The following is a 15,663-nucleotide window of genomic DNA, read 5'->3' as shown; positions in this document are numbered from 1 at the left end:
GCGTGACGCGGCCCGCTCGCACCCGTCCGGTCCGGACCCGGCAGCCGCGGGTCACCACCCTGCCGCAGCTGATGACCACCGCGGTCGAGGCGAATCCGGACGGTATCGCCGTCGTCTTCGCCGATGCCACCGCGACGCTGGGACAACTCACCTACGCCGAACTCGACGACCGATCCACCCGCCTGGCCCGGCTGCTCATCGACCGCGGAGTCGGCCCGGAAGATCTGGTGGCCGTCGGCATTCCGCGGTCGCTGGAGTCGGTGGTCGCGGTGTGGGCGGTCGCCAAGACCGGCGCCGGATTCGTTCCGGTCGATCCCAACTACCCGGCCGAGCGCGTCGCGCACATGGTGACCGATTCGGGTGCGGTGCTCGGCCTCGCCATCGCCGAGGTGGCGGCGCAGCTACCGGATCAGGTCGAATGGCTGGTCATCGATGCGCCCGAATTCGCGGTGCGCCTCGAGGGTTACTCGGGCGAGGCGATCACCTATGCGGACCGCGTCCGCGCGGTGCGAGCGGAGCACCCGGCCTACGTCATCTACACCTCCGGTTCGACGGGAAAGCCGAAGGGCGTTGTCGTCACGCAGGCCGGACTTTCGAGTTTCTGCGATGAACAGCGCGAGCGCTACCGCGTCACGAACCAGTCGCGCACACTGCATTTCGCGTCGCCGTCATTCGATGCCTCGGTGCTCGAGCTGCTGCTCGCGCTCGGTGGCGCGGCCACCATGGTGGTGGTCGCGCCGAATATCTACGGTGGCGACGAACTGGCGACACTGCTGCGCCGGGAGCGGGTGACCCACGCGTTCATCACCCCGGCCGCGCTCGCCTCCGTCGATCCGACCGGACTCGACGATTTCCGGGTCGTGGTCGCCGGTGGTGAGGCCTGCCCGCCGGATCTGGTGCGGCGCTGGGTATTGCCGATCGCCGACGGCGGCACCCGGGAGTTCTTCAACGGCTACGGGCCGACCGAGACCACGATCATGACCAACATCAGCTCGCCGCTGACACCCGGTGAGACGGTGACGATCGGCGGTCCGATCCGGGCCATCACCGAATACGTCCTCGACGATCGGCTGAATCAGGTCCCGAGCGGTGTGGTCGGCGAGCTGTACATCTCGGGCTCGCAGGTGGCGCGCGGCTATCACGAGCGCCCGGCCCTGACCGCCTCGCGTTTCGTGGCGAATCCGTTCGACCCCAGTGGTTCTCGGCTCTACGCCACCGGCGACCTGGTGCGCTGGACCGCCTCCGGCGAGATCGAATACGTGGGCCGCAATGACTTCCAGGTGAAGATCCGCGGCTTCCGCATCGAACTCGGCGAGATCGACGCGGTGCTGGGCGCGCACGCCAGTGTGGACTTCGTCGTCACCATTGGGCACAAACTCGAAACCGGCGCAACGATTCTCGCGTCCTATGTGCACGCGGCGGGCGATGCGTTGGTGGATACCGATGCGCTGACCGCCTTCGCCGAGCGCTCGCTGCCCGCGCATATGGTGCCGACCTCGATTACCGTGCTCGACGCGATCCCGCTGACCCCGGTCGGCAAGCTGGACCGCCGCGCACTGCCCGCGCCCGTACTGGAGACCAAGAAGTACCGCGCACCGGAGACCGAAATCGAACAGGCCATCGCCGAGGTGCTCGGCGAGGTGCTCGGCATCGAGCGCATCGGTCTCGACGACGACTTCTTCGCACTCGGCGGCGACAGCATCACCTCCATTCAGGTGGTATCCCGGGCCAGGGCCCGCGGTGTGATCTTCACGCCCAGAGACGTTTTCGAATCGCGCACGGTCGCCGCCCTCGCACCGCTGGCCACCCGGGGCGAACCGGTCGAGACCGGCGGACAGCTCGCGACCGGTCCGCTGGTCGAACTGTCGCAGGCCGACAGCGACCGCCTGGCACGGGAATACCCGAAGCTGGCCGAGGTCTGGCCGCTGACGCCGCTGCAGTCGGGCATGCTGTTCCACGCTCAGCTGGCCGAGTCGTCGGTCGACGCGTACATGACCCAGTTCATGGTCGATCTCGGCGGCGATGTCGATGCGGAGCGGCTGCACGCCGCGGCCGTCGCCGTGGTGGGTCGGCACGTGAACCTGCGCGTGGCCTTCGCCGAGGACTCCGACGGCAATCCGGTGCAGGTCGTGCTCGACGAGGTCGAAGTGCCTTGGCGCGCCATCGATCTCACCCATCTCGGCTCGACCGATGCCACCGCCGAGCTGCAGCGGATCATGGCCGCGGATCTGGCCGACCACTTCGATATGCGCACCGCGCCGCTGCTGCGGTTCACGCTGATCCGCTCATCGGCCGACGCCTATCACATGCTGGTCACCAGCCATCACATCCTCATCGACGGCTGGTCCATGCCGCTGCTGACCCAGGACCTGCTGACGCTGTATGTGCTCGGCGGTGATGCGACCCAGCTGCCGCCGGCCCGTTCCTACCGCGACTATCTGGCCTGGCTCGGCGCACAGGACCACAGCGCCGCACGCGATGCCTGGCGCGAGGTGCTGGCCGGTATCACCGAGCCGACACCGCTGGCCTCCGTCGACCCGGCGCGCGAAATCTCGGCTGGCGTAGGCGAAATCGAGTTCGAGCTGTCCGAGGCGGACACCAAGGCGCTGAGCCGGTTGGCCGCCGACGCCGGGGTCACCGTCAATACCGTCATCCAGGCCGCATGGGGTCTACTCATCGGCCGCAGCGTGGATCGCGACGATGTCGTATTCGGGGCCACCGTCTCCGGACGGCCGCCGCAGCTGGACGGCATCGAGACCATGGTCGGGTTGTTCCTCAACGCGATTCCCGTCCGCGTGCGCCTCGACGCGAACGACACCCTCGCCGGACTCCTGCGTCAGCTGCAATCCGAGCAGGCGGCGCTGCTGGACCACCACTACGTCGGGCTGAGCGAAATCCAGGAAATCGTCGGCGTCGACGGGCTTTTCGATTCACTGGTGGTCTTCGAATCCTTCCCGGTCGACGGCAAGGCGCTGACCGCGGCGGCGGGCGCGATCGATGGCATGAATATCACCGGTGCGGTCGCGGTGAACGGCACGCACTATCCGGTGACCGTGGTCGTCGTGCCCGATGTCCGCATGCACGTCACCCTCAAGTACCTGCGCGATATCTACGACGAGACGGCGGCACAGGCACTGGCACAGCGCTTTTCGGTGCTGATCGGCCGATTCGTCACCGATCCGCTCGCCAAGATCGCCGAAGTGGATGCGCTGACCGAGACCGACCGGGCCGTGCTCGAAGCCGCCAATGCCACTGAAGTGGCCGAGCTGCTCGATGATTCGACGCTGCTGACGCTGTTCGACGCCCAGGTTGCCCGCACCCCCGAGGCGCCGGCGGTGATCTTCGGCGATACCACGCTGAGCTACGCCGAACTCGACGCGCGCTCGCGGGAGCTGGCCCGGGACCTGGCCGGTCGCGGCGTCGGCCCGGAATCGCGGGTGGCCGTGGCGATGCGGCGCAGCATCGAGATGGTCGTCGCCATCTACGGTGTGCTGCGGGCGGGCGGCGCGTATGTGCCGATCGATCCCGACCATCCGGCCGAGCGCAGCGAATATGTGCTGTCCAGCGCGACTCCGGTATGCGTGCTGACCACGACCGGGACCGGCTTCGAAACCGAGACCGACGCACCGCTGGTCCATGTCGACGTGCTGAAACCCGCCGACGCCTTGATCTTCGGTGATCTGCTGGCCGATACCGTCGCGACGCCGCTTCCCGACAACACCGCCTACGTCATCTACACCTCCGGTTCGACCGGTCGGCCCAAGGGCGTGGCGATCACCCATCGGCAGATGGCGAACCAATTCCGTTGGGCGCAGCGGACCTATCCGCACGGTCCCGGCGATGTGGTGCTGCACAAGACGCCGATCACCTTCGATATCTCGACGTGGGAACTGTTCTGGACGTTGCAGACCGGTGCCGCGGTGGTCATCGCCGAACCGGACGGACATCGCGACCCCGCGTACCTGTCCCGGGTGATCGACGAATATTCGGTCAGCACGGTGCATTTCGTGCCATCCATGCTCGACGCGTTCCTCGACGGCGCGCCGGCGGCGGATACCGCGTATCCGTCCTTGCGCCGGGTGTTCGCCGCCGGTGAGGCGCTGTCGACGGAGACCGCCGCGCGCTTCACTCGTTTCCTGCCGAATGCGGATCTGTTCAATTGGTACGGGCCCGCCGAGGCCACCGTCGTCACCGCCTATCCGGCCGAAGTCGATGGGCGCGTCGCGATTCCGATCGGCACCTCGGTCGCGAATACGCGGGTGCACGTGCTCGACCGGCAGCTGCGTCCGGTTCCGGTCGGCGCGGTGGGCGAGTTGTATGTCGCCGGTGTGCAGTTGGCGCGTGGCTATGTGAACGCACCGGCGCTGACCGCCGAGCGGTTCGTCGCGCACACCGATGGTGAGCGGCTGTACCGGACCGGCGACGTCGTGCGCTGGGTGCCGGGTCAGGGCGCGTACGCGCTCGAATACCTGGGCCGCAGCGACTTCCAGGTGAAGCTGCGCGGCCAGCGTGTCGAACTGGGTGAGATCGAGACGGTGCTGCTCGGCCTGGACGCGGTGCAGCGTGCCGCGGTGGCCCTGGTCAACGGGAGCACCGGCGACCGACTGGTCGCCTATGTGGTCGCCGCGCCGGGTGCGCAGATCGACGATGACGCCCTGCTCGATCATGCGCGTGCGGCACTGCCGTCGTATATGGTGCCGTCCGCGATCGTGCGGCTGGATGCCTTGCCGCTCAATGCCAGCGGCAAACTCGACCGCAAGGCGCTGCCCGCCCCGGAGTTCATCGGGCGGCCCTATCGCGAACCGGCGACCCCGCTGGAGCGCACCGTCGCCGAGGTATTCGCCGAGGTGCTCGGCATCGAGCGCGCGGGCGCGGACGACGATTTCTTCGACCTCGGCGGTAACTCGCTTATCGCCACCCGCGTGGTGGCCCGGCTCGGCACCGCCATCGGCACTCGGGTGCCGGTGCGCGCCGTCTTCGAGGCGCCGACGGTGGCCGGTCTGGCCGCCGCGGTCGCGCCGAGCGTCGGACAGCGCCGCGCGGTGCCCCTGGTGGCCGGTGCACGGCCGGAGCAGATTCCGCTGTCGCTGGCGCAGCAGCGGATGTGGTTCCTGAACCAGTTCGATACCGAATCGGCGGTGAACAATCTGCCGGTCGCCGTGCGGCTCACCGGCGCACTGGATATCGCCGCATTGCAGCAGGCCGTCGCCGACTTGGTCGAGCGGCACGAAACCCTGCGCACCGTCTACCCGGCCGACCGGGACGGCGTCGCGCATCAGGTGATCGTGCCCGCGGCACAGGCGGTTCCGGATCTGACGCCCCAGCCCATTGCGGCGGATGCGTTGCGCGCGAAGGTCGTCGAGATCATCGCGGCCGGATTCGATGTCACCGATCAGGTGCCGTTGCGCGGTGCGCTGTTCCAGGTCGAGGCCGAGCAGCCGACGGACGAGTACGTGCTGGTCTTCGTGGCCCATCACATCAGCGCGGACGGCTGGTCGATGGGACCGATGACCCGCGACCTCATGCTGGCCTACGCCTCGCGTGCGGCCGGTGTGCTGCCCGCGTGGCAGCCGCTGCCGGTGCAGTACGCGGACTTCAGTCTCTGGCAACGGGAAGTGCTCGGTTCCGAGGACGATCCGGAAAGCCTGATCACGGCCCAGACCGAATTCTGGCGCAACGCGCTGGCCGGACTGCCCGACGAGCTGAACCTGCCCGCCGACCGGCCGCGCCCGACGACGCAGTCGTTCGCCGGCGGCACCGTCGGCTTCACGGTCGACTCCCGGGTGCATCGCAGGCTGCAGGAGATCGGCCGCGAGCAGAATGCGACGATCTTCATGGTCGTGCACACCGCGCTCGCGGTATTCCTGGCGCGGCTCTCCGGCACCGAGGACATTGCCGTCGGCACGCCGGTCGCCGGTCGTGGCGCGGCCGAATTGGACGATGTCATCGGCATGTTCGTCAATACGCTGGTATTGCGGACTCCGGTGCGCGGCGGCTCGACCTTCGCCGAACTGCTTTCGGTGGTGAAGGACGCCGATCTGCAGGCCTTCGCGCATGCCGATATTCCGTTCGAGCGCCTTGTTGATCTGCTGAATCCGGAGCGGTCCACGGCCCGGCATCCACTGTTCCAGGTCGCACTGTCGTTCCAGAACCTGCCGGACAACTCCTTCGAGCTGCCCGGATTGCGGGTCGGTGCGGTCGATCTCGATATCGACACCGCGAAATTCGATCTGTCGCTGGCGATTACCGAACTCCCTGGCGAAACCGACGGCATGTACGCCGAGTTCTCCTTCGCGCGTGACCTGTTCGACGAGTCCAGCATTCGGGTATTCGCGGATCGGTTCGTGCGCCTGCTCGAGGCGATCACGACGCGGCCGGAGCTGCCGGTGGGCGATCTGCCGCTGCTGGCCGAATCCGAGGCGAAATTCCTGACCCAGGTGCATCCGGATCATGTGATGGCCGGTGGGCTGCTGCCGGATCTGCTGATGCGCGGGCTGCGCCGTGGCGCCGACCGCACGGCCATCCGCTACCGGGGCCGCTCGATCAGCTATCGCGAGCTCGACGAGTACTCGTCGCGTTTGGCCAGGGTGCTGATCGAACGCGGCGTCGGTCCGGAAAGCCTTGTCGCGGTGGCCTTGCCGCGCTCCTACGAGATGGTCGCCGCGGTGCTCGCGGTGTCCAAGGCCGGTGGCGCGCACGTGCCGGTCGACCCGAACTATCCGGTGGACCGGGTGCGGCACATGCTGACCGATTCGGCCGCCGTCGTCGGCCTGACGACCACCGAGCACATCGGCCAGTTGCCCGACGATGTGCAGTGGCTCGCGCTGGATGACGCCGAGACGGATGCGTTGTGCGCCAACCGATCCGCCGCGCCCGTCACCGATGCCGATCGGATCGCCCCACTACGGCTCAACCATCCGGCGTACGTCATCTACACCTCGGGTTCGACGGGTATGCCCAAGGGCGTCACCGTGACTCATGCCGGACTCGGCGGCCTGGTCGATCACGCGGTCGGTCTGTACCGGCTCGAGCCGAAACACCGTTTCCTGCACATCTGCTCGCCGAGCTTCGACCCGTCGGTGCTGGAATGGCTTGTCGCCCTTTCGATCGGCGCGACCTGCGTGATCGTGCCGTCGACCGTCATCGGCGGCCCGGAACTCGCCGAGCTGCTGCGCGCCGAGCAGGTGACCCACGCGATCATCACCCCCGCGGTGCTCGGCACGGTGGATCCGGCCGGGCTGGATCAGCTCGAAGTGCTTTCCGTCGGTGGCGATGTCACCACGCCGGAGCTGTTGGGCAAGTGGCAGCCGGGCCGCAGGTACTACAACGGCTACGGCCCGACCGAGACCACGATCATCTCCTCCTACGGCACCCTGCGCGCGGGTGAGCCGATCACCATCGGCACCCCGGTGCACGGCATGTCGGCGCTGGTGCTGGATTCCCGCCTGCACCCGGTGGCCCCTGGCGTCGCGGGTGAGCTGTATCTGTCCGGCGGTGGACTGGCACGCGGCTATCACAACCGTTCCGGCCTGAGCGCCGAGCGTTTCGTGGCCAACCCGTGGGGCGAGCCGGGTGCGCGGATGTACCGCACCGGCGATGTGGTGCGCTGGTTCGCCGAACCCGATGTGCGGGCGGGCAATGCGGCGCTGCCGTCGGTGCCGTGGGTGCTCGACTACGTCGGGCGCTCGGATTTCCAGGTGAAGATCCGCGGCTACCGCATCGAACTCGGCGAGATCGACGCCGTCCTCGGCCGACACGACGACGTCGAATTCGCGATCACCCTGGGCAAGCAGACCGACGCGGGTGTCACGATTCTGGTGTCGTATGTGCTGCCGGTGCCCGGCCGGGTCGTCGAGCCCAGCGTGCTCACCGACCACGCGGCGCGCAGTCTGCCGCCGCATATGGTGCCCTCGGCCGTTGTCGTCCTGGACGAGATCCCGTTGACTCCGGTCGGCAAGCTGGATCGAAAAGCATTGCCGGAACCGGTCTTCGAACAGGTCGCCTTCCGCGCGCCGAAGACCCATACCGAACAGATCGTGGCGAGCACCTTCGCCGCGGTGCTGCGCATCGGCACCGGCGCCGACGACAGCCGCTACCTCGGCCTGGACGACGACTTCTTCGCACTCGGCGGAAATTCGCTGCTGGCAACGCAACTGGTGGCGCGCCTCGGTGCGGCACTGGACACCCGCGTACCCGTTCGGGTGCTCTTCGAGGCGTCCACGGTGGCCGAACTCGCCGCCAAACTCGAACAGCTCGCCGGCACCGGGGGCCGCAAGGCGCTGGCGGCAGGCGAACGGCCGGAGCACATTCCGCTGTCGCTGGCCCAGCAGCGGATGTGGTTCCTGAACCGCTTCGACACCGACTCCTCGGCCTACAACATCCCGGTCGCGGTCCGGCTCACCGGCGCGCTCGATGTGGAGGCGATGCGGCAGGCGGTCGCCGATCTGGTCGAGCGGCACGAAATCCTGCGCACCATCTACCCACAGACCGATGCGGGCCCGGTGCAGCTGATCCTGCCCCCGGACCAGGCCGCGCCGAAGCTCGAGATCCGCGACGTGCTGCCGAATGAGCTCGAATCGGCCGTCGTCGAGCTGATATCGACGATCTTCGACGTCACCAGCGAGGTGCCGGTCCGGGTCGCGCTCTTCGAAATCGACGGCGCCGACAACGAATACGTGCTGGCGATGGTGGTGCACCACATCTCCGGCGACGGTTCCTCGGTCGCCCCGCTGACCCGCGATCTGATGATGGCGTACGCGGCCCGTTCCGCGGGCGCGGCACCCGGCTGGGCGCCGCTGACCGTGCAGTACGCCGACTACAGCATCTGGCAGCGCGAACTGCTCGGCAGCGAGGACGATCCGGAATCGCTGGCGTCCAAGCAGGTCGCCTACTGGCGCGATGCGCTGGCCGATCTGCCCGAACAACTGGATCTGCCTGCCGATCGGCCGCGCCCCGCGGTGCAGACCTTCGCGGGCGGCACCGCGCAGGTGCGCATCGATCCAGAAACCCATAGGGCGCTCATCGAATTGGCGCGCGCCGAAGGTGCGACGCTGTTCATGGTCGTGCACACCGCGTTTGCTGTCTTATTGTCTCGTTTGTCCGGCACTGACGACATCGCCATCGGCACGCCGATGTCCGGTCGTGGCGAGGCCGCCCTGGACGATCTGATCGGCATGTTCGTCAACACCCTGGTATTCCGCACCCGGGTGGACGCCGGTGCGGCATTCACCGAGCTGACGGCGCGTCAGCGGGAGGCCGATATCCAGGCGTTCGCGCACGCGGATATCCCGTTCGAGCGCCTGGTCGAAGTCCTCAACCCGGTCCGCTCGACCGCGCGGCATCCGCTGTTCCAGGTCGGGCTGTCGTTCCAGAATCTGGAGCAGTCCAGCCTCGAACTGCCGGGGCTCACCGTCTCCGGTGTCGGCATCGATACCCAGGTGGCGCAGTTCGATCTGAACCTCATTGTCAGCGACGCCTACGACGAGCACGGCGTGCCCGCCGGTATCGCGGGCCAATTCGTCTACGCGAAGGACCTTTTCGACCAGGCGACCGTCGAGGGCTTCGCCGAGCGGTTCGTACGCCTGCTCGGCCGGATCATCGCCGCCCCGCGCACCCCGGTCGGCGAACTCGACCTGCTGGCCCCGGCCGAGCGGGAGCGAATCCTGCTGGACTGGAACCAGACCGGCCATCCGGTCGCGCCCGAACTGCTGCTGGACGGCTATCGCCGTGCGGTGGCCGAATATCCGGATGCCATCGCGGTGGCATATGAGGGCACCGAGCTCAGCTATCGCGAATTCGACCAGCGCGTCAACCGGCTGGCCCGGCGGCTGATCCAGCAGGGCGTCGGCACCGAATCCCTGGTCGGCCTCGCGATTCGGCGCTCGCTGGATCTGGTCGTCGGCATGTACGCCATCGTGACGGCCGGTGGCGCGTATGTGCCGCTGGATCCGGATCATCCGGCGGAGCGGATCGCGCACATCCTCGATACCGCCCGGCCCGCGGCCGTGCTGACCACCACAGCGGATGCCATCGCGGTGCCCGGTGATACACCGGTACTGCACCTGGATGCGCTGGAGCTGGACCGATTCGACGCGAATCCGGTCCGCGCCGACGAACTGCTGCGCCCGGTGCGTCCGGAGAACCCGGCCTATGTCATCTTCACCTCGGGTTCGACGGGGCGCCCGAAGGGTGTGGCGATCTCGCATGCGGCCATCCACAACCAGACCACCTGGATGCTGGAGGAGTACCCGCTCGGCGTCGGCGATGTGTACCTGCAGAAGACCGCGACCACCTTCGATGTGTCGCTGTGGGGTTACTTCATGCCGCTGCGCGCGGGCGCGAAACTGGTCGTCGCCACCCACGACGGCCACCGCGACCCCGCCTACGTCGCGGAGACCATTGCCGCGCAGGGCGTGACGGTCACCGACTTCGTGCCGTCGATGCTGACGGTCTTCGCCGCGCACACCCCGGCGGGCTCCTGCCCGACGCTGCGGGACGTCTTCGTGATCGGCGAGGCACTGCCGCCGGAGACCGTCGACGCGGTGCGCGCGATGTCGGACGCTCGGGTACACAACCTCTACGGCCCCACCGAGGCCGCGGTCTCGGTGACGTACTGGGAGGCGCGCGGCAACGACCTTCCCGGCGTGCCGATCGGCCTGCCGCAGTGGAATACCCAGGTGTACGTGCTGGATTCGCGGTTGCGTCCGGTGCCAGTCGGTGTCGCTGGTGAGTTGTACCTGGCTGGTGACCAGTTGGCGCGCGGCTATGTGCGCCGACCGGATCTGACCTCGGATCGGTTCGTGGCCAACCCCTTCGGTGACGGCGCACGCATGTATCGCACCGGCGACTTGGTCGTCTGGCGCGAGACCGAGGCGGGTGGTGTACTCGACTACATCGGCCGCACTGACTTCCAGGTCAAGTTCCGTGGCCAGCGTATCGAGCTCGGCGAGATCGAAACCGCGCTGCTCGCCGAGACTTCGGTAAGCCAAGCCGTGGCCGTGGTGCTGCCGTCGGCGCTGGGTGACCAGCTGGTGGCCTACGCCGTGCCCACGCCCAGTCACCGGATTGATCAGGTCGAGCTCTTGGCCGCGGTCGCGGAGACCCTTCCGGCGTATATGATCCCGGCTGCCATCGTGGCGCTGGACTCCTTCCCGTTGAATACCAGCGGCAAGCTCGATCGCAAGGCGCTGCCGGAACCCACCTTCGCCAGCCGCGAATTCCGTGCTCCGGCAACACCGATCGAGGAGATCGTGGCGGGCATCTTTGCCGATGTCCTCGGCATCGAGCGGGTCGGCGTCGACGACGACTTCTTCGCCCTCGGCGGCAATTCGCTGATCGCCACCCAGGTGGTGGCCAGACTCGGCGTCGCGATCGGCGGGCGGGTGCCGGTGCGCACCCTGTTCGAGGCCTCGACGGTGGGCGGGCTCGCGGTCAAGATCGAGCAACACGCCGGATCCGGCGGCCGCCGGGCACTGACGGCCGGGCCGCGCCCGGAACGGATTCCGCTGTCGATGGCACAGCAGCGGATGTGGTTCCTCAACCAGCTCGACCCGTCTTCGGCGGTGAACAATATCCCGGCCGCGGTGCGCCTGACCGGTGCGCTGGATCTGGCCGCGCTGGATCTGGCCGTGGTCGATCTGATCGAACGGCACGAGGTGCTGCGCACCGTCTACCCGCAGACCGACGACGGCCCGGTGCAGCTGATCGTGCCCGCCGAGCAGGCGGTACCGGATCTGACGCCGGTACCGGTGAGCGCGGCCGAGTTGCCCGGGCAGGTCATCGCGACGGCCTCGGCCGGATTCGACGTGACGGCCGAAGTTCCGGTGCGGGCCAAGCTCTTCCGAGTCGAGAACACCGCCGCTAGCGACTGCTCGCAGGTCGCTCGAAACAACACAGAGCACGTGCTCGTGCTGGTCGCACATCACATCAGCGCGGACGGCTGGTCCATGGGTCCGCTGACCCGCGATCTGATGATCGCCTACGCCTCCCGCTCGGCGGGTGCGACTCCGGCCTGGGCGCCGCTGCCCGTGCAGTACGCCGATTTCAGCATCTGGCAGCGTGCGGTTCTGGGCTCGGAATCCGATCCGGACAGCGTGATCAGCGCACAGGCGAACTACTGGCGAAACACGCTGGCGGGCATGCCCGACGAGCTGAATCTCCCCTCGGATCGGCCCCGCCCGACGACGCAGTCCTTCCGCGGCGGACGGGTCGTCTTCCCGATCGGCACCGAACTGCACCGCGGGCTACAGCGGCTCGCCCGCGCCAATAACGCGACCATGTTCATGGTCGTGCACACGGCGTTTGCTGCCTTACTGTCTCGTTTGTCCGGCACCGCGGACATCGCCATCGGCACCCCGGTCGCCGGGCGCGGTGAGGCCGAGCTCGACGATGTGATCGGCATGTTCGTCAACACCCTGGTGCTGCGCAGCGAGATATCCGGCGAGCTGAGTTTCGGTGCACTGCTCGCGCATACGAAGGATGCCGATCTGCAAGCCTTCGCACACGCCGACATTCCGTTCGAGCGGCTGGTCGACCTGCTGAATCCGGTGCGGTCCACCGCACGGCATCCGCTGTTCCAGGTCATGCTGTCGTTCCAGAATCTGCCGGACAGCTCGTTCGAACTGCCCGGACTGCGGATCGGCGCGGTCGATCTGGAGATCGATGCCGCGAAATTCGATCTGTCGCTGACCATTCAGGAAGCCGCGCAGGACGCGGACGCCGGCATGGTCGCCGAATTGTCCTTCGCCAGGGATCTTTTCGACGACGCCACCGTGCAGGGCTTCGCCGACCGGTTCGTCGGCCTGCTGGAACAGGTCGTCGCCGACCCGGACGCGCCGGTCGGCGATATCGATCTGCTCAGCGATGCCGAGCGGGCCGCGGTGCTGTGGCGGTGGAACGACACCAGCCGCGAGCTGGGCGCGGTCGGCACGCTGGTGGACGAATTCGCCAGGCAGGCCGCGGAAACGCCGTACGCGGTCGCGATCGTCGACCCGGCGACCACAACCTCGTCACCCGACCACCGCTCCTCCTCGCTCACGTATGCCGAATTCGGTGCCCGCGTGCACCGGTTGGCGCGGCGGCTGATCGAGGCCGGTGTCGGTCCGGAAAAGCTGGTCGCCCTCGGTCTGCGGCGTTCGGTGGATCTCGTGGTCGCGGCCTACGCGGTGCACGAGGCCGGTGGCGGGTATGTGCCACTCGACCTCGACCAGCCCGCGGAGCGCATCGGCTATGTACTCGATTCGGCCGCACCGGTCTGCGTACTGACCACCGCCCGTGACGAATTCGACGGCGGCGCGCTGCCCACCCTGACGCTCGATGAGCTGGACCTGTCCGGGTACTCGGACCGGCCGGTCACCGACGCCGAGCGAATCGCGCCCTTGCGGCCGAGCAACCCGGCCTACGTCATCTTCACCTCCGGTTCGACCGGTCGCCCGAAGGGCGTGGCGGTGCCGCATTCGGCGGTGGTGAACCAGATCCGCTGGATCACCCGCGAATACGGCATCGGCGCGGATGACATCGTGCTGTTCAAGACCCCCGCGACCTTCGATGTGTCGGTGTGGGAGCTGTTCGGTCCCTTGTCCACCGGTGGCCGGATCGTCGTGGCGAGCCCCGATGGCCACCGTGATCCGCAGTACCTCGCGGACGTCATCGCGGCCGAACGGGTCACCATGACCTCGTTCGTGCCCTCGATGCTGAGCGTCTTCGCGGGCGCTGTCGACGGCTCCGCACTGACATCGCTGCGCACCCTGCTGGTCGCCGGTGAGGCATTCACCGCCGACGCCGTAAAGGCCATCCGCAAGGTCACCTCGGCCGAGCTGTACAACCTCTACGGCCCAACCGAATTCGCCGTGCACGCCACCCACAGCCCGGTGGCCGCCGCGATCGAGGGCGCGGTGCCGATCGGCCGGCCGGTCTGGAATGCCCAGGCGTACGTGCTGGATGCCAGACTGCATCCGGTGCCGTCGGGTGTGGCGGGCGAGTTGTATCTGGCCGGTGCGCAGTTGGGGCGCGGCTATGCCGGTCGCACCGATCTGACCGCGGATCGCTTCGTGGCCAACCCGTTCGGCGCGTCCGGTTCCCGGATGTACCGCACCGGTGACCTGGTCACCCGCAATGCCGACGGCTCGATCGGCTACCTCGGCCGCACCGACTTCCAGGTGAAGCTGCGCGGTCTGCGCATCGAGCTCGGCGAGGTCGAAACCGCCCTCACCGCACACGATTCGGTGGCCCAGGTCGTCGCGCTGGTGCGTTCGGATGCCAGGACCGGCGACCAGCTCGTCGCATATGTCGTGCCCGCGAACAGCGCCGCCGTCGATGCCGAGCAGCTGCGGACCCATCTGGCCGAGCATCTGCCGTCCTACATGGTCCCCGCGGCCATCGTGGTGCTGGATGTCATGCCGCTCAACCCGAACGGCAAGCTCGACCGCCGCGCACTGCCCGAACCCGTCTTCGCGGCAAGGGAATTCCGCGCACCGTCGACCCCGCTCGAGGCCACCGTCGCCGGTGTCTTCGCCGAGGTCATCGGCGTGGATCGGGTCGGTCTCGACGACGACTTCTTCAGCCTCGGCGGCAATTCGCTGCTGGCCGCACAGGTCGTCAGCCGATTGCGCAAACTGACCGGTGCGCAGATCAAGGTCGCCTGGTTCTTCACCGAGCCAACGGTTCTGGGCATTTCCCAGCAGATCATCGCGGTGCTCGAACACGGACACGATTTCGAATCCAGCTCCGCGGCCGCGCTCGGCGTCATCCTGCCGATCCGCGCCGCTGGCACCAGGGCGCCGCTGTTCTGCGTGCACCCGCTGGCCGGACTGTCGTGGTCCTATGCCGGACTGGCCCGGGTACTGCCGGCCGACCAGCCGATCCTCGGCATCCAGTCGCCCGCGCTCTCCGAGGACGACTTCCAGCCGGACTCGGTGGCCGAGATCGTGCGCCGCTATGTCGCCGAAATCCGGGCCGTACAACCTGAGGGCCCGTACCGGGTGCTGGGCTGGTCGCTCGGCGGCAAACTGGCCCATGCGGTTGCGACCCAGTTGCAGGCCGATGGCGCGCAGGTCGAGTTGCTGGCGATCCTGGACGCGTACCCGGGCGGCGACTTCACCGACTTCCGTACCCAGATCCGCCAGGCCTTCACCGAGCTCGGGTTGGACGCGGCGGCGCTGCCCGAGGCGGAGAACATGCAGGAGATCGGCGACGAGGCACTGGCCGCGCTGCAGGCGATGGTCATCGGCGAGGGCCTGGACGTGCTGACACCCGAGCGCCTGCGCCTGATCTACCGCACGGCAATGCGCACGGTCGAGCTGGAGTCGCAGTACCGGCCGCAGGTGTTCCAGGGGCGGCTCGAGTTCTTCAGCGCCACGGGTGACGCCGAGGCGCGCGCGGGTCGCACACCCGCCGACTGGCAGCCTTTCGTTTCCGGTGAGATCATCGATCGCCCGATCGGGGCGACGCACGAGTTGATGACCTCTGCCGAAGCGTTCGACGAGATCGGCCCCTGGCTCGCTGAGCTGCTCGAAACCCCTGAGCGGCGGTGATCAGCCGGGAAACGTGGGTGGATCGTCGGCGTGCGCAAGCGGCCAATGCGGTAACGATCGACGTCTGACCATGCGATGCTTCTGAGTAAGCGCTGGGTGGGGGAGCACTTTTAGGGATTACAGGGTAGGTGAG

Annotated in this window: 1 pseudogene; it reads left to right on the top strand. The window is 67.9% G+C overall.

Annotation, left to right across the window (positions count from 1 at the left end):
- Positions 1-50 precede the first annotated feature (50 nt).
- Positions 51-15,530 (top strand): annotated as a pseudogene (locus tag ACHQ4I_RS39705) (non-ribosomal peptide synthase/polyketide synthase); the annotation flags it as partial.
- Positions 15,531-15,663: the final 133 nt, after the last annotated feature.

It is taken from the genome of Nocardia nepalensis (assembly GCF_048910785.1).
Lineage (GTDB): Bacteria > Actinomycetota > Actinomycetes > Mycobacteriales > Mycobacteriaceae > Nocardia > Nocardia nepalensis.
The sequence above is the reverse complement of the archived record's forward strand: the minus strand, read 5'-3'. Positions and strand labels throughout refer to the sequence as shown.